Origin of the sequence: Avibacterium paragallinarum, assembly GCF_900450705.1 — a bacterium.
GTDB lineage: Bacteria > Pseudomonadota > Gammaproteobacteria > Enterobacterales > Pasteurellaceae > Avibacterium > Avibacterium paragallinarum.
In genome coordinates, this window is the sequence record NZ_UGHK01000002.1 from 1,275,466 (window position 1) to 1,299,667 (window position 24,202).

A 24,202-nucleotide genomic window follows, 5' to 3' on the forward strand; every position below is an offset into this window, starting at 1 on the left:
AAAAAAGCAGGGAACATAAGCCCCCTGCTAACCAATTAATCGTTGTGATTAATAAGGGCTTTCGCCGCATTCACCTGAATTATTCAGCTGCTTCTGCTTCAGCAAATTTCTCTTCGGCTACCACTTCTTGTTGGCGACCTTCTTTTACTGCTGCCGCTGCTGCTGCAAGATATAGTTGAATTGCACGTGCTGCATCATCGTTACCAGGGATAACAAAATCAACACCGTCTGGTGCAGAGTTTGTATCAACCACTGCAAATACTGGAATACCAAGGTTATTTGCTTCTTTGATTGCGATGTGTTCGTGATCTGCACCGATAACAAATAATGCATCAGGAAGACCCGCCATATCTTTGATACCGCCAAGGCTTAATTCAAGTTTTTCCATCTCACGGCTACGCATTAATGCTTCTTTCTTAGTTAATTTGTCGAAAGTACCATCTTGAGATTGAGTTTCTAAATCTTTTAAGCGTTTGATTGATTGACGTACTGTTTTCCAGTTAGTCAACATACCACCTAACCAACGGTGATTTACATAGTATTGCTGACAGTCTAATGCTGCTGCTTTTACTGCTTCACTTGCTGCTCGTTTTGTACCAACAAATAAGATTTTACCGTTGTTGCCCGCAATACGAGTTAATTCTGCTAATGCAGCATTGAACATTGGGACGGTTTTTTCAAGGTTGATGATATGAACGCCGTTGCGTGGTCCGAAAATGAATGGTTTCATTTTTGGGTTCCAGTAACGAGTTTGGTGACCGAAGTGAACGCCAGCTTGTAGCATTTCACGCATTGAAACTTGTGCCATAATAATTTTCCTTTTGTTTGGGGTTTAGCCTCCACATACCAAATAAATCGACCGTTTGGCACCCCGATTTATCCGTGCGATATGTGTGTGATTTATTGTTAAAAATTAAGTTTGAAATTATTTTGTCTAAAATAAAAATTACTTTGCTATTCTAGCCAAAATAACGCCGCACTTTATACCATAAAGTGCGGTGAAAAACTAGCGAATTTTTAAAAACCAATAAAAACGGCAACCTGTCATTCCAAAGCTGCCGTTTTATTTTTATGCTACGAATTATTCTTGCTGAGTTAAAAACGCTTGATTAATCTCGATTTTCGCTTTTGCTCTTAACGCCTGCAATAATGTCTGCTGTAATTCAATTTGTTGCGTCTGTTGTAACTGCATATCAAATTGCTTAAGTTGTTCTGGCGATAACTCTCCATCTTTCACATTAATAAGCTCTATTACAACTATACCATTATCACCATTTTTTGCAGCCATATATATTGGTTTATCCGCCGGTTTTCTCATTGCAAAAATCACATCTCGCAGTTGTGGATGTTTGTTTTCTGCATAAACCCATTGTTCTGTTTCACCAAATTGAACTCCATCTGGTAACGTAGCATCACTATTTTCCGTTAACGATTGTGCTACTTTTTCAGCTTGAGCCAACACAATTTGTTCTGCTTTTTGTTGTTTCAAATATTGGATAATTTGATCTTTTGCCTCTGCTAAAGTTTTCACCCCTTCTGGTTTGTGATCGACCACTCTAATAATCAAAGAGTGTTGTTCGCCTACATTAATCGCTTCTGAATTTGTCCCTCCCTGGTTTAATTCAGAGTCAAATATCGCAGAAACAACATTACTATAATTTAATACAGCTGGAATTTCATTACGTGGGAAATAGCCCGTTTCTTGCACGCTAACGCCAGCCGTTTGAGCAGCAGCTTGTAAAGAATCTGGCTGTTCAAATGCTCTCTCATTCGCCTGTCTTTCCATTGCATAAAACGCTTTTGCACTTAATTCATTGCGAAGTTTCGCAACAATGTCATTTTTTACTTCTGAAAGTGGTAAAAACTTTTCATCTTCCACTTTAATGATGTGATAAGTATTATCAACTTTTACAGGCTGACTATACTCGCCCACTTTTAACTCTCGTGCAACCGCTTCAAATTGTGGAGGCATCATACCTGCAACCACCCAATCTAAATCACCACCATTTGAGCCTGAAATTTTATCAATAGAATAAAGTTTTGCTAATGAGGCAAAGCTTTCTCCTTTTTGTAAATCTTCATAAACTGCTTGTGCTTCTTTCTCTGTTGAGAGCTGAATATGTGCCAAATGTTGAACCATATATTGAGCTTTATTATCTTGATAATACTGTGCCACTTCTACATCGGTAACATTAACATTTTTTTCTGCCGCTTGTTTAGTTAAATCAAGATATTGTACTTTTACTAATTCAGGTACAGCAAACGCGGATTTATTGGCATTATAATAAGTGGCAATTTCTTCTTCACTCACTTGTTGCTGAGCAATTGTTGCAGCCAATGGGAATTGGAGTAAACGCACATCACGCTGTTGAAAAAACAATTTCGCAAACGTATCACTTTGACTGGGAACCGTAAATACAGATTGAACTAAACCATCATTTAATTGTTGTAAACGTAAGCCTTCACGTAGATATTGTGCATAACGCTCGCCAGTGAGTTGATTATTCTCAAGAATTTGTTGATAAAGTCTATTATCAAATTTTCCTTCTTTCTGAAAAATAGGACTAGTTACAATAGCTTGTTCTATTTGCTCATCACTAATATCGAGTTTTAATTCTTGACTGTACTGACGTAATAATTGCTCATCGATCAAACGTTGTAAAATAGTACTACGCAGTTGCTGAACAAATTCTGGCGAATCTGCAACCGCGGCAAAACTTGTTCCCATTTGTTGACTAATTCTCTGGGACTCTTGATTATATTGCTCTAAAAATAATTGCTGGGAAATTTCTTCACCATTCACTTTTGCCGCAAAAGTATCAACGCGTGTGAACATATAGCCTGCCACACCACTTAATACAAATGAAACCACAATTAGTGCGAAAATGATCTTCCACAAGATGCTGTTTGACGCATCGCTAAGTTTTTCCATTAACATTGAAATTATCCTTAAATGTAAAATTAAGACAAATCTTGAGAATTATAATCGAAAGTGCTTTGATTGCCAGCATAAAAATAAAGAAGTCGGCAAAGATTGTTCTTTACCGACTTTATTATTAAAAAAACTTGCAATTAATTCACCGCACTTTCCGCACGTTTACTTTTACGGCGTGGCGTTGCTTTTTCTTCTTTTGCAATCAAGTGAGAAAAATCAACCCCTTCAGGCGGATTTTCTAAGGCGATGCTTAACACTTCATCAATGGTTTCCACTGGACGAATATCTAAGCTGTTTTTCGCATTCTCTGGGATTTCTTCCAAATCTTTTACATTATCTTTTGGAATAATCACCGTTTTAATGCCGCCGCGGTGTGCTGCGAGCAATTTCTCTTTCAAACCACCAATTGGAAGCACTTTACCACGTAAGCTGATTTCCCCTGTCATCGCCACTTCAGACTTCACAGGATTCCCTGTTAAGCAGGAAACCAAGGCGGTACACATTGCGATGCCCGCACTTGGGCCATCTTTTGGTGTTGCACCGTCTGGAACGTGAATATGAATATCGCGTTTTTCGTGGAAATCAGGCGCAATGCCTAATTTTTCTGCACGAGAACGCACCACGGTCATCGCTGCTTGAATAGATTCTTTCATCACATCGCCTAGCGATCCTGTGTAGGTTAATTTACCTTTACCGATAACGGAAGTGGCTTCAATGGTGAGTAAATCACCACCGACTTGCGTCCACGCCAAGCCCGTTACTTCACCTACACGTTTTTGTGTATCCGCACGACCAAACTCAAAGCGTTTTACGCCTAAATATTCGTTCAGGTTATCGCTGTTTACCGTGAGCGATTTTAATTTCGGGTTCAGCAGTAAATTTTTCACCGCTTTACGACAGATTTTAGAAATCTCACGTTCAATCCCACGCACACCCGCTTCACGGGTGTAATAGCGAATAATATCTAAAATAGCACTGTCTTCGATTTTTAACTCGCCTTTTTTCAACCCGTTACGCTCAATTTGTTTGTTAAGCAAATGACGTGTGGCGATATTGAGTTTTTCATCTTCCGTATAGCCCGATAAACGAATCACTTCCATACGATCAAGCAACGGCCCTGGGATATTCATTGAGTTTGAGGTTGCCACGAACATCACATCAGAGAGATCATAATCCACTTCTAAATAATGATCGTTGAAGTTGGCGTTCTGTTCTGGATCAAGCACTTCTAACAATGCAGAGGCAGGATCTCCGCGCATATCTGATGCCATTTTGTCAATCTCATCAAGTAAAAAGAGCGGATTTTTCACCCCCACTTTTGCCATTTTTTGGATCAATTTACCCGGCAATGAACCGATATAGGTTTTACGATGCCCACGGATTTCCGCTTCATCACGCACGCCACCTAGTGCCATACGCACATATTTACGTCCTGTGGCATTGGCAATAGATTGTCCTAGGGAAGTTTTCCCTACCCCTGGAGGCCCAACTAAGCAAAGGATAGGCCCTTTAAGCTGATTTAAACGACTTTGTACTGCTAAATATTCCAAAATGCGATCTTTCACACGCTCCAAGCCATAATGATCCGCATCAAGGATTTCTTGAGCTTTCACAATGTCTTTTTTTACTTTACTACGTTTATACCAAGGCACTTGCAACATCCAATCAATGTAACTACGCACCACCGTTGCTTCAGCAGACATTGGCGACATCATTTTCAATTTCTGCAATTCTGCTTCCACTTTTTCTCTCGCCTCTTTTGGCATTTTGGATTCTTCTACTTTTTGACGTAGTTGTTCCACTTCATCGATTGTGCTTTCCGTTTCCCCCAGCTCTTTCTGAATAGCTTTGATTTGCTCGTTGAGATAATAATCACGCTGGCTTTTTTCCATTTGTTGTTTCACTCGCCCACGAATCCGTTTCTCAACCTCTAAAATGCCAGCTTCGTTAATCATTAAACCGAGCAAATATTCAAAACGTTCTACAACATTTGCAATAGAGAGTGCATCTTGCTTATGTTGTACCGCTACAGGCATATGTGCAGCCATTGTGTCACTCAATCGCTCTGGATCTGAAATATTTTTTAATGCAGAAAGCACTTCAGGTTGTACTTTTTTATTCAATTCAATATATTTTTCAAATTCCTGTAATGCGGCATTTTGTGCGACTTCTAACTCAATTTCATCACCGAATTGGGTATCTATTAATTCAATTTTTGCTTCAAAAAAGCGTCCATTGTCTTCCAAATGGGAAATTTTGGCACGTTGCTGTCCTTCCACTAGCACTTTTACTGTGCCATCTGGCAAGTTTAGTAATTGAATAATATTCGCCACCGTGCCGACATCATACACATCATCCACCGTAGGCTGTTCTAACTCAGCCACTTTTTGCGAAACTAATAATAATTGTTTGCCATTTTCCATTGCCTCTTCAAGACTGGCGATGGATTTTTCGCGTCCCACAAACAATGGCATAACCATATATGGGAAAACCACCACATCGCGTAATGGTAAAACAGGCATGGTTTTTTGTTTTGTTCGTCTGGCGTTCATATTTTCTCTCTTTCCTTAAAACTTGAAATTACTCTCCCATATTGGGGCAATTTAGTAAAGTTCAAGTTCGTAACATAAATTATGCTAAATAAGATTTATGCCGTTCAGTGTACCCCATTCAAATTAAAAGTGCGGTCATTTTTTCACACAAATTTTATTTTTTCTCCTTTCACGAAAGGAAAAGATTAAAAAACATTCAATTTGTGCGTAGATAAATAAAAAATCCAACCCCGAAAGGTTGGATTGATTAAAAATGATGAAAATTTACACCGCACTTAATATTAACGCATTGTTACAAATTCTTCCGACCCCGTTGGGTGAATGGCAACGGTGTTGTCGAAATCCGCTTTGGTTGCACCCATTTTGATTGCAACAGCAAAGCCTTGGATCATTTCATCAACACCAAAACCAATTCCGTGTAAGCCGACAATTTTTTCATCTTTACCCACACAAACCAATTTCATTCGGCAAGGTTGGCGATGTTGAGTTACTGCGCTGTACATTGGTGTGAATGATGATTTATACACTTTCACGTTTTCTGCGCCATATTGCTCAATGGCTTGCGGCTCAGTTAAGCCGATAGTACCGATTGGCGGGTGGCTAAACACTACAGTTGGCACAAGATTGTAATCTAAATGTTCGTTTGGTTTATTATTGAACAAACGCTCAGATAAACGGCGTCCTGCAGCAACGGCAACAGGGGTGAGTTCAATGCCACCTTCGATAATATCGCCCACTGCATAAATGCCTTTCACATTGGTGTTTTGATATTTATCTACTTTGATAAAGCCTTTATCGTTAGTTTCCACGCCTGCTGCGGCAAGGTTGATGTTCGCCGTATTTGGTTTACGACCAATCGCCCAAATCACTTTTTCAACAGTTTGCTCACGTCCATCTTCTAATTTTAAGGTGAAAGAACCGTCAGCATTTTTAACCACTTCTTTTGGAATGGAGTGAGTGTGCAGATGAATGCCATCTTGTGCCATTACTTCCACAAGGGTTTCTACGATAAGGGGATCAAAGCTACGCAATGGGCTTTGTTTACGCACAAATAAATGAGTGTCCACACCTAGGCTGTTTAATACCCCCGCTAATTCCACTGCGATGTAACCTGCACCAACAACCGCTACGGATTTTGGTAACGCGTTTAATTCAAATACGCCGTCAGAATCAATGCCGTATTCTGCGCCTTTAATTTCAGGGTGAGCAGGATAAGCCCCCGTTGCGATCAAAATATGATCTGCAGTGATTTTCTCGCCGTTTACTTCAACGGTGTGGGCATCAACAAATTTGGCAAAGCCTTTGATCACGTCCACGTTATTTTTGGCTAATACATTGTTATAAGAATTGTGGATACGTCCAATATAAGCCTGACGATTTTCCACTAACTTACTGAAATCAAAGTCTTTTACCGCAACATCAAAGCCATAATCTGGTGCATACAGATTGATCGCTTCGGCGATTTGAGCGCCATACCACATTACTTTTTTCGGCACGCAGCCCACGTTTACACAGGTTCCGCCTAGTTCTTTTGCTTCAATAATGGCACATTTTTTGCCATAGCTTGCCGCACGGTTAATTGAAGCGATACCGCCACTTCCGCCACCAATGGCGATGTAATCATAATGTTTTGTCATTTTTAACTCCCTAAATTGGTGAATTGGGCTGTGAATGCGAAAAAGCCCATAATAAATCTGCGCTTATTTTGCCGAAAAATACGGAGTAAAGCGACTAATTAATCTAATCGGTAAATTCTTACTCTGGAGTAATCCATTCCACCTTCCAGCTGCCCGTACCTTCTGGCACAAGGGTTTTGGTTAAATAAGGCAGAATTTTTTTCATTTGTGCTTCTAGCTGCCAAGGGGGATTAACCACAATCATTCCGCTTGCGGTCATTCCGCGTTGATCAGAATCAGGACGCACCGCCATTTCAATTTGGAGAATTTTGCGAATGCCGGTGTTTTCCAACCCTTTTACAATGCGCTTGGCTTGCTGACGTAACACCACAGGATACCAAATGGCATAAATGCCCGTGGCAAAACGTTTCACGCCTTCTTCAATGGCTTTTACCACCAAATCATAATCTTCTTTTAATTCATAAGGGGGATCGATCAAAATCAGCCCGCGTCTTTCTTTGGGCGGTAAGGTGGCTTTAATTTGCTGAAAACCGTTATCGCGCTTGGTGGTAACATTATCAAATTCTTTGAAATTATTGCGTAATAATGGGAAATCCGCAGGGTGCAGCTCCGTTAATAAGGCACGATCTTGCGGACGCAATAAATGTGCGGCGATCAGCGGTGATCCTGCGTAATATCGTAGCGATTTACCGCCATAATTCAGTTTCTTAATAAGGGCGACATAACGCGCTACTTCTTCAGGCATTTCTGTTTGATCCCACAAACGCCCGATCCCTTCTTTATATTCACCGGTTTTTTCCGCTTCATTGCCGAATAAGCGATAATTCCCCACACCGGCGTGGGTGTCTAAATAATAAAAGCCTTTGTCTTTTTGTTGCAGACTTTCAATAATCAGCATTTGCACAATGTGTTTTAGCACATCGGCAAAGTTGCCCGCGTGGAAGCTATGACGATAACTCAGCATTTTTTTGCCCTTAAAAATTTGATAAAAAAAGACCGCACTTTATTTTTGCGGATTATGATAGTTAAAACGAAGGGCGAACATTCTGGCTCGCCCTGTGTCATCAAAGAACTGCTTGATGACAATTTATTTGGCTAAAATCGCTTGCAAGGCTTGGTAAATAGACTGTGCTTGATTACCTGAAAGCGCATTGCCGTCTTCATCGCTAATCACCACTGCACTTTGTCTGCCTAAATCAGAAAGTTGCATTGCATACTCCCCTTTTTCTAATTCAGGCGAAGCCACGCCAAATCTCGCCCATTCTGTTTTTTCTAATGGACTATATTTTAATTCACGATAGCCACGCCCCGGATTTTCTGACGTGGTTTCAAATCCTACTTGATTTAACGCTCCACGCAAACGCTGCCACGCTTGGTTAAAAGGTGCATTTAACGCTAATGCAGCACGACCGTTTATATCTGTCGTTAATTGCGTTTGAATTGGCGTTACCGCAGTGCTATTTAATTCACTTTGCTGTTTGCGATACGCCGCATTTAACTCACCAATCAGCTGATTTAAACGATCAGACGTATAACGCTGCTTTTGTGCCACTGTTGGGGTAAAAATAATATTATCCTGTTTCATTTGCAGAATTGACACCACCAACGCACTCGCCCCTTGATATTGCACTTGTTCAATCAAATAACGAATTTGCAGATCACCAATATCATCAGCTCGTCCAGTCAAAGTCCAATCAGTTTCAATGCGATTAGATGCCGATTGAAAGCTAATTCCCTGCTCTTTCAATAAACGAGCCACTTGATTAAGATTATAAATTGCTTCTTTGGACACAGGATAAACAATTAAAGAATGTTCTCCATCAAATTGAGCAACCGAATGATGAATCAATGCCATTGGCATACTTGGGGGACGAATATCCACAATTTCATAAGCTTGTTTCTTAAAATTAGGTAACGCATAGGTGCTATCTTGTTTCGGTAAATTTACGCCGCCACTCGCCAATGGAGAAAAAAAGACTTGCTGTTCTGCATATTTTTCAAAATTATCGTTTGCTTGTTGTTTGCTTTCATTGCTGGTAGAACAAGCTGTTAATACCATTAAAATCGGCGTACATAATAACCACTTTTTCATCTATTTATCCTCAAGATTACATAAAACTAATATGACCAACGTTTGATAACTATAGTATTAAAAAGTTTAGGGGCATTGAATGCCTCAATACCCCTCATCACACTTTGGCTAAAATTATAATAACTGAGCAATTTTTAACGCTTCAACCAATTTCGGCTGTGCCGCTTCACTCAAAGTGGTGAGCGGTAAACGCAACACAGGCTCAGGAATTAAACCTAATTTGTAAGATGCCCATTTCACAGGGATTGGGTTAGATTCCACAAACAAATCTTTGTGCAATGCCATTAAACGCTGGTTAATCACTTCCGCTTCATCAAACTTGCCAGCCAAAGCTAAATTACACATTTCAGCCATATCTTTAGCAGCAACATTGTTCGTTACCGAAATCACGCCTTCACCACCCGCTTTCATACTTTCTAAACCCGTGGCATCATCACCGCTTAAAACGATAAAATCCTCCCCAGCTAGCTGTTTAATCTTCGCCACACGGCTTACATCACCCGTAGCTTCTTTAATTCCCACAATATTTTTGATTTTCGATAAACGTGCTACGGTTTCAGGCAACATATCGCTTCCCGTTCTACCAGGAACATTGTATAAAATTTGTGGAATATCCGTGCTTTCTGCAATGGCTTTGAAGTGCTGATACATTCCTTCTTGGGTCGGTTTGTTGTAATAAGGCACAACAGACAAACAGCCCGCAACCCCACTGCCGTTGAGCAATTTCGTCATTGTGATGGCTTCACTGGTCGCATTTGCTCCCGTTCCTGCGATCACGGGAATGCGACCTGCGGCAAACTCAAGGGTCTTTAAGATCGTTTTTACATTTTCTTCAATACTTAATGTCGCGGATTCCCCCGTTGTTCCCACTGACACAATACCGTGCGTGCCAGCATCAATGTGATATTCCACCAATTTCTTTAAGGCATCAAAATCCACTTCACCATATTGATCCATTGGGGTAATCAGGGCGGTGATACTACCGTAAAATAAAGGATTCGTTGCTGACATAAAAGACCTCCGAATTATTTTTGTTATCTTAATTGAGTTTGCTTGATAAAGTTTGTTTAGGATCGCTAAAATAGCCCGACTTTGCAAGTTACTTTTTATCTTTTTTTTCGCAATCACCACATTTTTAAGGAGATTTCTAATGCAAATATTAAAAGCTGGCGATTTTGCACCGCACTTTACTTTACACGATCAAAACGAAAACCCCATTGCCTTAACGGATTTTCAAGGCCAAAAAGTGTTAGTTTATTTTTACCCCAAAGCCCTCACACCGGGTTGCACCACGCAAGCCTGCGGGTTACGCGATAGCAAAGCAGAATTGGAAAAACGCAACGTCGTCATTTTAGGCATTAGCCCCGATAGCCCGAAAAAACTCGCCAATTTTGCCGAGAAAAAAGCCCTGAATTTCACCTTGCTTGCTGATGAAGATCATCAAGTGGCTGAGCAATTTGGCGTTTGGGGAGAAAAAAAATTTATGGGTAAAACCTATGATGGCATTCACCGCATCAGCTTTTTAATTGATGAAACAGGTAAAATTGAAAAAGTATTTGAAAAATTTAAAACGGGTGAACACCATCAAGTAGTGCTGGATTATCTGAACACAAAATAACTCACTTTATATCAAATATGCTAACTATTTTAATTCATCGTTTAACGTAAAAAGTTACCCAACCAACAGTCCTTTCAATACTAATTGAAAGGATTTTCAGTCATCCATTCTATTTTGACTAAATACTAACGTTTATTCCAAAAATCCCCCCTAAATGTGATTGTCATCGACATAATTTTTCACTACAAATCGCATAAAATAGCTAAAAATTTAAGAGAGAGGTTACACTCATCAAACATAATTTTTCTCTTGAACGCAATGGGTAATTAAAAAGCTCACACCGTCTTGTGTTTCCTCTCCCTAAAGTCAGCAGAATCATCTCCTTATTCCTATAATGTCTTTTACGTTTTTAACAATAGTTTCAATTGTTAAACGCTCGTTAAGCACTTGTAAAATAGAATATTTTCATTTTGATCTGGATCACTATTTATTATAGTTATGCAAATTTGTACAAACTCTTCTGTTTTTAAATAGGTATAATTTCCCGTAGAAAAAAATTATTAATTTATAAACTTTAGGAGAAATCATTATGAGTAACGCTGTTGAAAGCACAGTGAGTTCAGCACAAGCTGAAGTGAATGCGTTAGTGGAAAAAGGGCTGGTTGCCTTAGAAAAATTCCGCCAACTGAATCAAGAACAGGTTGATTATATCGTGGCAAAAGCCTCGGTGGCAGCGTTGGATCAGCACGGTGTCTTGGCGATGCACGCTTATGAAGAAACAGGGCGTGGGGTGTTTGAGGACAAAGCCACTAAAAACCTGTTTGCTTGTGAGTATGTGGTGAACAATATGCGGAATTTAAAAACCGTGGGGGTCATCAGTGAGGACGATGTAACAGGCATCACCGAGATTGCCGATCCTGTGGGGGTTATCTGCGGTATCACGCCAACCACCAATCCGACTTCCACCACCATTTTTAAAGCCCTCATCGCACTCAAAACCCGTAACCCAATCATCTTCGCTTTCCACCCTTCCGCTCAACAATCCTCTGCTCACTCTGCCCGTATTGTGTATGAAGCGGCAGTGGCGGCAGGTGCACCCGAAGATTGCGTACAATGGATTGAAACTCCGTCAATGGAAGGCACGTCTGCCTTAATGAAACACCCCGGTATTGCAACCATTTTAGCTACTGGGGGAAATGCAATGGTGGAAGCGGCTTATTCTTGCGGTAAACCTGCTCTAGGCGTGGGGGCGGGCAATGTGCCAGCTTATGTGGAAAAAAGTGCGGATCTACAACAAGCGGTACACGATATTGTGATGTCGAAAGCCTTTGATAACGGAATGATTTGTGCTTCTGAACAAGCGGCGATTGTTGATGAAGAAATCTATGATGATTTTGTTAAAGAAATGAAATCTTACGGTGCTTATCTGGTAAATAAAAAAGAAAAAGCCCTGTTAGAAGAATTTATGTTCGGTGCAAAAGCGAACAGTGCCAACTGCGGTGGGGCAAAACTCAACGCAAATGTGGTGGGCAAACCAGCCCATTGGATCGCTCAACAAGCGGGCTTTGACGTGCCAGAAAAAACCAACATTTTACTTGCTGAATGTAAAGAAGTTGGGCCAAAAGAACCGCTCACTCGCGAAAAACTTTCCCCAGTGCTTGCCCTCCTAAAATCCCATTCTCGTGAAGAGGGCGTTCAATTAGCCGAACAAATGGTGGAGTTTAACGGTCTTGGACATTCCGCCGCCATTCACACCAAAGACGCAGAATTAGCGAAAGAATTTGGTGAACGCGTTAAAGCCATTCGCGTCATTTGGAATTCCCCGTCCACCTTTGGCGGTATTGGCGATGTGTATAACTCTTTCCTCCCTTCTCTCACCCTTGGCTGTGGCTCTTACGGCAAAAACGCCGTAGGCAACAACGTCAGTGCGGTGAATTTACTAAACATTAAACGAGTGGGAAGACGGAGAAATAATATGCAATGGTTCAAAGTGCCTTCAAAAATCTATTTTGAACGGGATTCAATCCAATATTTACAATCAATGAAAGGAATGGAGCGTGTGGTCATCATCACCGACCGCACAATGGTCGATTTAGGCTTTGTGGAAAAAGTGGCAAAACAAATCACTGCACGCGGAAATCACGTTACTTATCAATTATTTGCTGATGTTGAGCCTGATCCAAGTATTGAAACCGTACGCCGTGGGGTAGAATTAATCCGTAGCTATAAACCTGATACCATTATCGCCTTAGGAGGCGGTTCATCAATGGACGCGGCGAAAGTAATGTGGTTATTCTATGAACAGCCTGAAGTGGATTTCCGCGATTTAGTGCAAAAATTTATGGACATTCGCAAACGGGCATTCAAATTCCCACAATTAGGACGCAAAGCACGCTTTATCGGCATTCCGACCACATCGGGAACAGGCTCAGAAGTGACGCCATTTGCCGTGATTACTGAGGGCGACAAAAAATACCCAATCGCCGACTACTCACTCACGCCAACAGTTGCCATTGTTGATCCCGCATTAGTGATGACCGTGCCAGCTCACGTTGCCGCCGATACGGGCTTAGATGTACTTACCCACGCAACAGAAGCCTATGTTTCCGTGCTTGCCAACGACTTCACCGACGGCTTAGCCTTACAAGCCATCAAATTGGTCTTTGAAAACCTCGAGCGTTCAGTGAAAGAGAAAGATCCTGAAGCGCGCGAAAAAATGCACAACGCCTCCACAATGGCAGGAATGGCATTTGCCAACGCCTTCTTAGGAATGAACCACTCTCTCGCGCACAAAATCGGGGGACGCTTCCACACCCCACACGGACGCACCAATGCGATCTTAATGCCACACGTTATCCGCTATAACGGCACGCGACCGCAAAAAGTGTCCACTTGGCCGAAATACAACCACTACAAAGCCGATGTGAAATACCAAGACATCGCCAGAATGCTCGGGCTGCCTTGTGCCACCCCTGAAGAGGGCGTGAAATCGTTCGCCCAAGCCTGCTACGATTTAGCAGCCCGCGTCGGCATTCAAATGTCTTTCAAAGAACAGGGCATCGATGAACAAACGTGGCTTGCGGCTCGCCGTGATATTGCATTACTCGCCTTTGAGGATCAATGCTCCCCAGCCAACCCACGCTTGCCATTAGTGGAAGATATGGAAGTGATCTTAACCAATGCTTATTATGGTTATGATCCCGCTCAATACAAATAAAAAATCACGTTAAAAACCGACCGCACTTTTAAAGTGCGGTCGAACTATAGATAGAATTTTGTCGATGTGTTTACAAAGATAGGCTCTAACTAGTTACTAAAAAAATCAAATTTTCTTTAAATATTATTAGCACTTAAATTAACAAAATAATCGTTAATCTAAAAAAGCATAAATAATGCCGTGATACGATGTGAGCTAATATTATTTTGAAGTCAAACCACTATAAAGTTTCCTTTTTTCTTTATCAAATAACTTAAAAGATGATACATCTTTAACACGCTTTCCTTTCTTCTATCAATAAAATGCTAGTAAATTCTTAGCTATCGCTAAATTGATGAGGATTTCATATAAATCTTCGATCCGAAGAATATATAAATATAACCACTATGACTAACTAATAGATTACATCCACGCATTATTGCGAATAATCCCAACTGCAATGCCTTCAATTTCAAAATTCACGGGTTGAGAAAGATCGACAATAATAGGCTCAAACTCTTCATTTTCCGCATGTAAATAAACTATAGCACCTTTACGCTCAAGGCGTTTTACCGTAACCTCATCTTCAATTCTCGCCACAATCACTTGCCCATTACGAACATCTTTTGTGCTGTGAACGGCTAATAAATCTCCGTCTAAAATGCCGATATCTTTCATCGATTGTCCATAAACCTTCAGTAAAAAATCTGCTTGAGGCTTAAACATATTAGCATCAATTTTATAAGTACCTTCAATATGCTGCTCAGCTAAAATAGGTTCACCAGCTGCAACGCGTCCAACTAACGGCAACCCATCTAACTCTTCTTCATCTTCTTCATTCACTAGCAATCGAATACCTCGCGATGCTCCAGCAATAATTTCAATGACTCCTTTTCTTGCAAGAGCTTTGAGATGTTCTTCAGCGGCATTAGGTGAACGAAACCCAAGCTCTCTAGAAATTTCTGCTCGTGTTGGCGGCATCCCTGTTTGTTCTAAGTGTCGTTTCAGTAGATCATAGACTTGCTGCTGACGGGCGGTAAGGGCTTTCATCATACTCATAGCATCCTCCTGTTTTTATATACATAATCACTGTTATTATATACATAAAAGAATTTGTTGCAATATTCTTAGTGCTTTTTGATCTTTTTTACTGAATTTTAATAAAATTTGAATATGAAAAGGAAAAACGATATCAAATTTTTATGTTAAAATACCGCTCACTTTTGTACTAATTAATTTAATTATGGAATTTGTATGACAAGTGTGCTTAATTTATATAGAAAATTATTAGAATTCCCTCTATCTATTTTAGTAAAAAATAATCCAATTCCTCACAATCCTATAGAAGAGCTGGCTCTTAATATTGCTCAACCTGTCGTATATGTATTGCCTTATACTTCGCAAACAGATTTAGTGATTTTTCGGAAAAATTGTTTAAATGTAGGTTTGCCTGATCCATTTGAAAAAAATGTAATTGGAAACCTCACATTGCCGCGTTTTGTTTTCTTAGATGAAGGAAGACGTTTTTTTAAATCTAAAGGAGCTAAGAAAGAGACGATTGCTATTTTTAATAAATATTTAGAATTACACCGCACTTTAGTTGATCTTGATGTGCAAATTATTCCTGTTTCCGTATTATGGGGGCGCTCTCCAGGACACGAAAATAAATCTAGCCTACCTAATTTACGTTTATTAAATGGAGTTCAGAAGTTTGCTGCTGCAATTTGGTTTGGTCGTGATACTTTTGTGCGTTTTTCACAAGCTGTTTCTTTACGTTATATGGTTGAAGAACATGGTTCAGATGAAAAAATTGCGGCAAAATTAGCTCGTGTTGCAAAAATCCATTTCTCTAAACAGCGTATTTCTGCTACAGGTCCAAGATTACCTAATCGCCAAGCTATGTTTAATAAATTATTGCAGTTACCAACTATTTTAAAAGCAATTGAAGATGAGGCAAAAAGTAAGAAAATTCCATTAGAAAAAGCACACAAAGAGGCTTATAAAATTTTAGATGAAATTGCAGCAAACGTGAGCTATGAAGGATTAAGAATGGCGGATCGGTTCTTACGCTGGTTATGGAATAAGCTTTATCAAGGTATTGATGTGCAACATGCTGATCGTGTGCGTAAACTTGCACTTGAAGGCCACGAAATCGTTTATGTACCTTGTCACCGCAGTCATATTGACTATTTATTGCTTTCTTACGTACTTTATCATCAAGGCTTGGTAACACCACATATTGCGGCAGGAATTAATTTGAACTTTTGGCCAGTTGGTGCGATGTTCCGCAGAGGCGGAGCCTTTTTTATCCGCCGTACATTTAAAGGTAATCGCCTTTATTCAACGATTTTTCGGGAATATTTAGCAGAATTATTCCATCGCGGTTATTCTGTAGAGTACTTTATTGAAGGAGGCCGATCTCGCACAGGGCGTTTGCTTGCCCCAAAAACGGGAATGATGTCAATGACGTTACAGGCATTACAGCGACAAACCCGCCCAATTTCAGTCGTCCCCGTGTATGTTGGCTATGAACACGTTTTAGAAGTGGATACTTATGCTAAAGAATTACGCGGAGCAGCCAAAGAAAAAGAAAATGCCGGCTTAGTATTGCGTGTTATCAAAAAATTACGCAATTTAGGAAAAGGCTATGTAAATTTTGGCGAACCTATCATTCTAAGTAATTATCTGAATACGAATTTTCCTGAATGGAAAGAAACTCATTCTGAAGATGACCGAACTCAGTGGTTTAATAAAGCCGTAGATGCAGTATCTAACCAAGTAATGGTAAATATTAATAATGCAGCTGCGGTAAATGCAATGAATTTAACGGGAATGGCATTACTATCTTCCCGCCAACGGGCATTAACGCGTAAACAGTTATTAGAGCAATTAGCTAGTTATCAGCAATTTTTGCAAAATGTCCCTTATTCTGCAGATATCATTATCCCCTCAGAAACACCTGAAGAGATGTTAGAACATGTATTAACTTTAGATCGTGTTGGTGTACTTATTGAGAAAGATAACTTTGGTGAAATTGTCCGCTTAGAACGCAACTCTGCTGTATTAATGACTTATTATCGCAATAATATTCAGCATTTATTTGTGCTTCCTTCTTTAGTCACAAGTATCGTATTACATTACGGTGCAATTCAAAAAGATCTGGTTTTAAAAGCTGTTGGAAAAATTTACCCTTTTCTACGTGACGAATTATTTTTACATTTCAGTAATGATGAATTAAAAGAACGTGTAGAAAATATTATCCGAGAATTGCAACGGCAAAAGATTATTCAATGTAATGAAAGTATCTTGTCAATTTATAAACCTCAAGTCAGAATGCTACAACTTTGGTCAGCTGGTGTAAGAGAAATCTTACAACGTTACTATATTACAGTAAATATTTTACAAAATGATCCTGCCATTTCTCGAGCCACATTGGAGAAAGAAAGCCAATCTGTCGCTCAACGTTTATCTGTATTGCATGGAATTAATGCACCAGAATTTTTTGATAAAGCTGTATTTTCAGCATTTATTGGAAGCTTAAAGGAAAATAACTATTTTGACGAGAATCATCAAGTCAATCTATCTTTACTAGATGATTTAAGCCAAATTCTCTGTCAGCTCATATCTGCTGAAGTCGGACTTACGATTAGGAGTGCGGTCGAAAAAATAAAAGATGCAAAATACTCTTGATTGATTTAATGAAAAGCCTTATTAATTTAATAAATTCGCTTAGCATCTAGAATGAAAAATGCGGTAGAAAACTACCGCACTATTAAAAATGATTAATTAGAACTCGTAGCGAAGTCCAATTTTTGCACCGTATTGGTTAACGTTAGTATCTTCCCATCCACCTAAACGGTTATATTCTATGCCTGCATTTAATGCAAGGTTTTTATCAAGACTATAAGAGAATCCAGTTAAAATACCATAACCAAATTTAGTTTGTTTTCTTCGTTCTACTCCACTTGAATCAGAATTATCGATATGAACAATATTGCTCGCTAAACGTACACCTACATAAGGTTTTTATAAGAAACTCCACATCAATATAGCAAGAAGTTGCGGTGAAAGTATTCGTAAAAACATTACTAGTGGGTATACAGTAGCATAGGATAATGCGGCAATTCCACTATCTTCTTTAATCGCATTTGCAAAAGCAAGTGCAGGCGGATCCGTCATAGATCCTGCTAGTAAACCGCATAAGGAAAGATAATTAAGTTTTAGATACCAACGAGCCAATACCCCTACGACCATTAATGGGAAAAGCGTAATGATAATCCCATAGCCCATCCATTCTAATCCTGAACCATTGACAAGCGTATCTACAAAATTTCCACCTGATTTTAATCCAACAACAGCTAAAAATAATACAATACCAATTTCACGAAGTGCCAAGTTCGCACTTGGTGGCATAAACCAATATAGTTTTCCGATACTTCCTATTCTTGCCAAAATTAGTGCAACGACTAGAGGTCCACCTGCCAAACCAAGTTTTAAAGCAACCGAAAGTCCTGGAATATAGAAAGGAATGGAACCTACTAACACACCTAATCCAATGCCAATAAACACTGGGAGCATTTGTACTTGTTGCAATTTTTGCTGTGCATTACCAATTAAATTGATCGCGTTGTCAATCATATCTGTACGCCCTACAACATGTAGAACATCCCCAAATTGCAACGTACTGTTCGCTGTCGGCACAAGTTCAACTCCCGCTCGATTTAAACGAGAAATCACGACGCCATACTTTTGATGAATTCCAAGAGATTTGATTTTTTTACCTAGTACTTTTTCATTGGTTACTACAATACGTTCAGAACGAAGATCGCCCGTTAATGTTGAACGCGGCACATCAACCTCTTCACCAATCACGAGTTGCATCTTTTGTAGGGTGTGACTATCACCAACAAGGTGTAATAAATCATCAAGGAAAATTTTCGTATCTGCGTTTGGTACGCTCACATTTTCACCACGTTTCAAACGTGAACAAACAACGTCTTTACTCTCGAATCCTGGAATTTCAATCAAACCCAATCCATTGAGATTTTGGTTGGTAACACGAATATTCATTGAACGTAGACTTTCTTTATCTTGTCCACTTTCTCGTTGGAAATTGGTTGCTTCTTCGTCTACTTTTATTTTAAAAAATAACCGCACTAACCACATTGTGAGTAGAATACCGCAGATTCCAAAAGGATATGCCATTGCATATGCCATTCCCATATTACCTGTGGCGTGATTCATTCCCAGTTCAGAAAGAATTTGTTGTCCAGCACCTAAAGAAGGGGTATTGGTTACGGCACCAGAATAAACACCAAGAATAATATCAAGTGGCACACCAGCAATTTTATAAAGCACTACGACACAAGCTGCACCAAGCAATACAATCAACACGGCTAAGCCATTGAGCTTTAATCCAGATTCTCGTAATGAAGCAAAAAAACCTGGTCCAACTTGAATCCCAATGGTATATACAAATAAGATCAAGCCAAATTCTTGAATAAAATGTAAAGTATGGGAATCCAAATGTACGCCATATTGGTTTGTAAAGTGAGCAACAATAATCCCTCCAAATAATACACCGCCAATACCTAGCCCTACACCACGGATTTTAAAATGTCCTATCCATAATCCCACCACTGCGACCAGTGCTAAGATACTGATAGTAATCGCAATATCATTCATAACAACCTCAAAAACTAGATTCTACTAGAAAATTATAACAACCTATCGATAGAAAGAATAAATTAAGATTGAAAAATGTAATCTACATCACATTTTTCTTGCGAGATGGATAATTTTCTTTAACAATATTCGAACAAATTCTTAATTCTAATATCTAATATTTTTTATTCATTACAAAATTTACGATAGATAAAATAATTTTTAATAGGAATAATTATGAACTGGTCAGAAGAAGTTCTTACTTCGTTGATATGGGTAGCTAAAACCCTAATTATAACAAGTCTCGTATTTTCACTCATCTTAGCAATACTCACTAAAATAACTCGATGGGGACGGCAATTTTGGCTTTTAGCTCGAGATTATCTTTCACCTAAACAAAGTTTGAAACCCTTATGCTACTTTTGGGTGATCATTTTCTTTAACTTAATTTCTGTGCGTTTGGATATTCTGTTTTCTGAATGGTATAACGCAATGTACAGTGCTTTACAAGATATGAATGAAAAAATATTTTGGCAACAAATGCTTTTATTCTCTTTTCTTGCAAGTATTCACGTTTTAAATATTCTGCTCACTTATTATTTATCTCAACGATTCAAAATTCAATGGCGTATTTGGTTAAACCAATGTTATTTAGAAAAATGGCTATCAAACCAAGCTTATTACAAAACGCAACATAGCTTGACCCAAATAGATAATCCCGATCAGCGTATTCAACAAGATATTGAATCCTATATTGAAAGATCACTTAGTTTAGCTACAGGTGTCATTTCTTCAACAGTATCCCTCATTGCATTTACAGCAATTTTATGGAATTTGTCTGGGCCAATGAATGTTGCAGGATATGAAATTCCTCATATGATGGTATTTCTTGTTTTCATTTATGTTTTCTTCACAAGTCTTATTGCTTTTAAAATAGGCTCACCTTTAATTAAACTTAATTTTATCAATGAAAAATTGAATGCTAACTATCGCTATTCTCTTATTCGGCTCAAGGAATATGCAGAAAGTATTGCCTTTTATCGTGGAGAAAAAGTAGAGTTACATCTACTAAATACCCAATTTCATAAGATAATTACAAATATTTGGCAACTGATTTATCGAACATTAAAGTTATCAGGTTTTAATTTAACAGTTTCACAGGTTTCGGTAATTTTTCCTTTTTTAATTCAAGCTGTCCGTTATTTTAATCAACAAATTAAATTAGGAGATCTAATTCAAACAGCCCAAGCATTTGGTAAAGTGCAATCATCATTATCATTTTATCGTAATTCTTATGATGATTTTGCAGCTTATCGAGCAGTACTCGATCGTTTAACAGGTTTTCATACGGCTATTAATACAACCATTCAACAATCACAAATACAAGATAGCGATGGAGAAATTATCTTTCATAATTTAACAATTAAAAGACCTGATAATAAAACGCTTATTTCAGATTTAAATTTCACATTACCTTTAGGAGAAAGTTTATTAATTCAGGGACGTTCTGGTGTAGGAAAAACAACATTATTACGCACGATAGCCGGATTATGGCCCTATTCAGAGGGCGATATTATTTGTCCACAAAAAGCATTGTTTCTCTCACAGAAGCCTTATTTACCACAAGGAAAACTCATTGATGCGATATATTATCCTGAAAAAATCAACGATTCACAGGATATGACCCCAATTATAGAAATTATGCATAAAGTCAATTTAGGACATCTTGTCAATAGACTGAAAGAAGAAAATGATTGGACTCAAATACTTTCTTTAGGCGAGCAACAACGTTTAGCATTTGCTCGATTATTATTACATAAGCCACGAGTCGCCTTTCTTGATGAAGCCACCGCAAGTATGGACGAAGGCTTAGAAGAAGCAATGTATTATTTACTAAAAACATCACTTCCTAGCACAACAATCATTAGTGTAGGTCACCGATCTACTTTAATGAACCATCATCATCTTCACTTAAAAATTAATGATGACACACACTGGGAGTTAATAGTAAACGAATATGATTAAATTCAAAATAAAGCGTTAATTCAAAGCGAGTATAAATAATACCGTTGGTATAACATCGTATTCGCTTGGAATTAAATGACTATATGTAGATATGAGCCTGAAAAGAATCAGGCTCTATCATCAAATAAATATCTAGATATGTGACCTTTCACTTATTTACAAAATTTTAAGGGGCTGTAGTAGATTAGCAACAATGCTATACTACAAAAATGAAGATAACATATTGTAAATTAAAGCAATCCATACAGAAAAAACTGCTTGAGTTTTTTGTCGCAGAAGTTACTGCAAGAACAGCAGCAAATTTGCTAGATATTCAACCGAATACAGCCGCTTTGTTCTACCATAAAATCAGGCTTGTGATTGGCTATCATTTATCTCTTGAAGTTAACGAGATTTTTGAGGGGGAAATTGAACTAGAAGAAAGCTATTTTGGTGGTCATCGAAAGGGAAAACGAGGACGAGGACGAGGAGCGGCTGGAAAAGTTGCTGTTTTTGGGTTACTAAAACGACAAGGAAAGGTATTTACTGTTGTGGTTGAAAACACCAAGAGTGAAACATTACTCCCTGTTATTAAAAGAAAAATCAAGCCTGATAGCTGGGTTTATACGGACACTTATCGCAGTTATGATGCGCTTGATGTGAGTGAATTTCACCACGAACGAATCAATCATTCCGAGCTATTTGCGGTGAAACAAAATCATATTAATGGCATTGAAAATTTTTGGAATCAGGCGAAGCGGATACTGCGAAAATATAATGGAATTAACCGAAAAAACTTTCCTTTATTCTTGAAGGAATGTGAATTTCGGTTTAACTTTGGGACACCAAAAGAACAGTTAAAAATATTGCGAAAATGGTGTGAAATTTAGGGCTAATCTACTACAGCCCCAATTTTAATAACGAACAGAATAAACCTTAAATTTATTGGTTTTAGCTAACACTTGGTGAGAAGCAAAATATTGATCGAGCAAATCGGCGTAAGGCAAAAATGCGTTCGCAACAATGCGTAATTCTCCCCCTGTATTTAAATGCCATTTTGCTTGCTGAATAAGTTCTGACACCGCACGATAAGCGGTATCCACACCATCATGAAAAGGGGGATTGGAAACAATCAAATCAAATTTGCCCTCAATTTTTGAAAATACATCACTCGCCAGCACTTTACCTTTAAGCTGATTTTCTGCAAGGGTTCGTTGTGCTGAAGCGATAGCTAGAGCGTGAATATCCGTCATAGTAAGATCCACATTCGGATTATGTCGCTTAATATAGCTACCAATGACACCAACGCCACAGCCCAGATCTAACACGCGTCCTTTAATTGGATGATTTAAAGTGGAAAGTAATAACGCGGTTCCCACATCAAGTTCGGCTGCACTAAATACACCAGGCAGACTAAATATGGTTAAATCCCCTAATTGGGTATGTCGATAAGATCTCCAAGCTTGAGCTAAATCAAAGTTCGGTACTTTTTTTAAGCAAAAATGATATAGCCCACAACGCCTTGCACTGTCAATTTTTCCAATTTCCCCCAAAGAGGAAAGTATTTTTTCCGCAGAACGCACGCCACTGCGGTTTTCGCCAATAATTAGCACCTCTTGCTCAGGCTCGCATTTAGACAAAAGTTGCATTAATTGCAGTTGGCTTTCTTGTTTGTTTTTCGTCCAATAATAAACAATGAGATCGGCATTCGGAGTAAAATCAACACAAAAATCTACCGCACTTTGATTTTCTGCATAATCAAAATACCATGACCAACAATGTATTGATTTTGCTTTATTTTGCAGTTGCTGTGGAAAAGCATCGCACAATGCCCCTGTAAATAATATATGTCTATTTTCAAATAAAGAAAGATGACGCTCAAGCACTTGGCTTTCTGGTGAAATCACGGTTTTGCCCTATTCATAAAAAAATAAATAAACCCTGCTTTTATACAGGCAGGAGTGAAAGTGCTGAATTCTATAATTCTCCGCCGAGCAAAACAACAATCTCTTTGCTTAAAAAGAAAAATTTCTCTCTGTACTTTATCTTATCGACCATTAAATTTGATATTTTCGCTTATCCCCAATATCAAAATGCAATGGCATTCGCCATTTTTGGATCGCTAGTAATGCAAAAAGTAACGCTGAGATCACGGATAATCCATTGAAAAATAGCACGTAATTAAGCCTATCTGCAAACCACAGCAATGCGAGAAAAATGGGTTGAAAATTTAGCCCAATGATACGGAAACAAAAATATTCTTTAAATGCCAAACCACCAAGAGTAACCAACGCTCCTCCTAAAGCCAACTGTGGCATTCCATACAAATGACATAACAAGGCAACCCAGGTCGCAAATTGCAAGACAAACCTAAAATTTTTCAAATAAATATGCAATGATGAGGCACAGCATAACGCTGCAGTAAGCAACCCTAAATAAGCAATAGCGGGATAATAAGGTAAAAGCGCCGTCATTATTGCTGCAAGTACAAAACCACAACGATAAATGATTACGGTAAGGTAATCGCTCCAATCCATTGGGGATTGAATATGTGGATCAGCCAT

16 protein-coding genes and 1 pseudogene are annotated in these 24,202 nt (G+C 38.8%); 5 read left to right on the top strand and 12 right to left on the bottom strand.

Annotated elements, in window-relative coordinates; translation table 11 throughout:
- Positions 1 to 79: 79 nt before the first annotated feature.
- The 7 genes from rpsB to dapA form a co-directional block, all read right to left on the bottom strand.
- Positions 80 to 808, bottom strand: a complete 729-nt coding sequence (rpsB, locus tag DXZ23_RS11055) for a 30S ribosomal protein S2 (RefSeq protein WP_017807014.1) — start codon at positions 806 to 808, stop codon at positions 80 to 82.
- A gap of 273 nt (positions 809 to 1,081) precedes the next feature.
- Complete coding sequence (gene ppiD, locus DXZ23_RS11060; RefSeq protein WP_017807015.1) at positions 1,082 to 2,938, bottom strand: peptidylprolyl isomerase; 1,857 nt, start codon at positions 2,936 to 2,938, stop codon at positions 1,082 to 1,084.
- Positions 2,939 to 3,072: 134 nt separating this feature from the next.
- Positions 3,073 to 5,487, bottom strand: a complete 2,415-nt coding sequence (gene lon, locus DXZ23_RS11065) for an endopeptidase La (protein WP_017807016.1) — start codon at positions 5,485 to 5,487, stop codon at positions 3,073 to 3,075.
- Positions 5,488 to 5,768: 281 nt separating this feature from the next.
- Positions 5,769 to 7,124, bottom strand: a complete 1,356-nt coding sequence (gene gorA / locus DXZ23_RS11070) for a glutathione-disulfide reductase (protein WP_017807017.1) — start codon at positions 7,122 to 7,124, stop codon at positions 5,769 to 5,771.
- Positions 7,125 to 7,242: 118 nt separating this feature from the next.
- On the bottom strand, positions 7,243 to 8,088 hold the full coding sequence (locus DXZ23_RS11075) for a 23S rRNA (adenine(2030)-N(6))-methyltransferase RlmJ (protein WP_017807018.1): 846 nt from the start codon (positions 8,086 to 8,088) through the stop codon (positions 7,243 to 7,245).
- Between the two features lie 123 nt (positions 8,089 to 8,211).
- Positions 8,212 to 9,216 (bottom strand): NlpB/DapX family lipoprotein, encoded by a 1,005-nt coding sequence (gene bamC / locus DXZ23_RS11080; RefSeq protein ID WP_017807019.1) that lies wholly within the window; start codon positions 9,214 to 9,216, stop codon positions 8,212 to 8,214.
- A 114-nt stretch (positions 9,217 to 9,330) separates the two neighbouring features.
- Positions 9,331 to 10,227 carry a 4-hydroxy-tetrahydrodipicolinate synthase gene (gene dapA / locus DXZ23_RS11085; RefSeq protein ID WP_017807020.1) on the bottom strand — a complete coding sequence of 299 codons (897 nt, stop codon included), beginning with the start codon at positions 10,225 to 10,227 and terminating at the stop codon, positions 9,331 to 9,333.
- A gap of 139 nt (positions 10,228 to 10,366) precedes the next feature.
- On the opposite strand from dapA, the gene bcp reads away from it, so the two are divergent.
- Positions 10,367 to 10,834, top strand: coding sequence for a thioredoxin-dependent thiol peroxidase (gene bcp, locus DXZ23_RS11090; protein ID WP_017807021.1), 468 nt, complete (start codon positions 10,367 to 10,369; stop codon positions 10,832 to 10,834).
- A gap of 529 nt (positions 10,835 to 11,363) precedes the next feature.
- Positions 11,364 to 13,991 (top strand): bifunctional acetaldehyde-CoA/alcohol dehydrogenase, encoded by a 2,628-nt coding sequence (gene adhE / locus DXZ23_RS11095; RefSeq protein ID WP_017807022.1) that lies wholly within the window; start codon positions 11,364 to 11,366, stop codon positions 13,989 to 13,991.
- A gap of 402 nt (positions 13,992 to 14,393) precedes the next feature.
- On the opposite strand, the gene lexA is transcribed toward adhE, so the two are convergent.
- Positions 14,394 to 15,029, bottom strand: a complete 636-nt coding sequence (lexA, locus tag DXZ23_RS11100; protein ID WP_035660202.1) for a transcriptional repressor LexA — start codon at positions 15,027 to 15,029, stop codon at positions 14,394 to 14,396.
- 195 nt (positions 15,030 to 15,224) lie between these two features.
- Here lexA and plsB point away from each other — a divergent pair, with 195 nt between their 5' ends.
- Positions 15,225 to 17,660: a glycerol-3-phosphate 1-O-acyltransferase PlsB gene (plsB, locus tag DXZ23_RS11105; RefSeq protein WP_017807023.1), complete on the top strand. Its 2,436-nt coding sequence runs from the start codon at positions 15,225 to 15,227 to the stop codon at positions 17,658 to 17,660.
- A 96-nt stretch (positions 17,661 to 17,756) separates the two neighbouring features.
- Here the strand turns inward: plsB and DXZ23_RS11110 are convergent.
- Positions 17,757 to 17,984, bottom strand: a pseudogene (locus DXZ23_RS11110) (opacity family porin); the annotation flags it as partial.
- A gap of 12 nt (positions 17,985 to 17,996) precedes the next feature.
- Entirely contained in the window at positions 17,997 to 19,655 is a 1,659-nt protein-coding gene (locus tag DXZ23_RS11115) for a putative transporter (RefSeq protein WP_017807024.1), read from the bottom strand.
- Between the two features lie 216 nt (positions 19,656 to 19,871).
- On the opposite strand from DXZ23_RS11115, the gene DXZ23_RS11120 reads away from it, so the two are divergent.
- Positions 19,872 to 21,659, top strand: coding sequence for an ABC transporter ATP-binding protein/permease (locus DXZ23_RS11120; RefSeq protein WP_017807025.1), 1,788 nt, complete (start codon positions 19,872 to 19,874; stop codon positions 21,657 to 21,659).
- 209 nt (positions 21,660 to 21,868) lie between these two features.
- Positions 21,869 to 22,528 carry an IS1595 family transposase gene (locus DXZ23_RS11125; RefSeq protein WP_114995509.1) on the top strand — a complete coding sequence of 220 codons (660 nt, stop codon included), beginning with the start codon at positions 21,869 to 21,871 and terminating at the stop codon, positions 22,526 to 22,528.
- 24 nt (positions 22,529 to 22,552) lie between these two features.
- Here the strand turns inward: DXZ23_RS11125 and rsmC are convergent, their stop codons facing one another.
- Both rsmC and DXZ23_RS11135 read right to left on the bottom strand, forming a co-directional pair.
- A complete protein-coding gene (gene rsmC, locus DXZ23_RS11130; protein WP_017807094.1) occupies positions 22,553 to 23,545 on the bottom strand; it encodes a 16S rRNA (guanine(1207)-N(2))-methyltransferase RsmC in 993 nt (330 codons plus the stop codon).
- A gap of 150 nt (positions 23,546 to 23,695) precedes the next feature.
- Positions 23,696 to 24,202: a DUF2301 domain-containing membrane protein gene (locus DXZ23_RS11135; RefSeq protein ID WP_017807093.1), complete on the bottom strand. Its 507-nt coding sequence runs from the start codon at positions 24,200 to 24,202 to the stop codon at positions 23,696 to 23,698.

Bases quoted from the DNA above. Each gene is read 5' to 3' on its own strand.
- rpsB (WP_017807014.1), bottom strand. From the start codon at position 808: ATGGCACAAGTTTCAATGCGTGAAATGCTACAAGCTGGCGTTCACTTC.
- ppiD (WP_017807015.1), bottom strand. From the start codon at position 2,938: ATGTTAATGGAAAAACTTAGCGATGCGTCAAACAGCATCTTGTGGAAG.
- lon (WP_017807016.1), bottom strand. From the start codon at position 5,487: ATGAACGCCAGACGAACAAAACAAAAAACCATGCCTGTTTTACCATTA.
- gorA (WP_017807017.1), bottom strand. From the start codon at position 7,124: ATGACAAAACATTATGATTACATCGCCATTGGTGGCGGAAGTGGCGGT.
- DXZ23_RS11075 (WP_017807018.1), bottom strand. From the start codon at position 8,088: ATGCTGAGTTATCGTCATAGCTTCCACGCGGGCAACTTTGCCGATGTG.
- bamC (WP_017807019.1), bottom strand. From the start codon at position 9,216: ATGAAAAAGTGGTTATTATGTACGCCGATTTTAATGGTATTAACAGCT.
- dapA (WP_017807020.1), bottom strand. From the start codon at position 10,227: ATGTCAGCAACGAATCCTTTATTTTACGGTAGTATCACCGCCCTGATT.
- bcp (WP_017807021.1), top strand. From the start codon at position 10,367: ATGCAAATATTAAAAGCTGGCGATTTTGCACCGCACTTTACTTTACAC.
- adhE (WP_017807022.1), top strand. From the start codon at position 11,364: ATGAGTAACGCTGTTGAAAGCACAGTGAGTTCAGCACAAGCTGAAGTG.
- lexA (WP_035660202.1), bottom strand. From the start codon at position 15,029: ATGAGTATGATGAAAGCCCTTACCGCCCGTCAGCAGCAAGTCTATGAT.
- plsB (WP_017807023.1), top strand. From the start codon at position 15,225: ATGACAAGTGTGCTTAATTTATATAGAAAATTATTAGAATTCCCTCTA.
- DXZ23_RS11115 (WP_017807024.1), bottom strand. From the start codon at position 19,655: ATGAATGATATTGCGATTACTATCAGTATCTTAGCACTGGTCGCAGTG.
- DXZ23_RS11120 (WP_017807025.1), top strand. From the start codon at position 19,872: ATGAACTGGTCAGAAGAAGTTCTTACTTCGTTGATATGGGTAGCTAAA.
- DXZ23_RS11125 (WP_114995509.1), top strand. From the start codon at position 21,869: ATGAAGATAACATATTGTAAATTAAAGCAATCCATACAGAAAAAACTG.
- DXZ23_RS11135 (WP_017807093.1), bottom strand. From the start codon at position 24,202: ATGGCTGATCCACATATTCAATCCCCAATGGATTGGAGCGATTACCTT.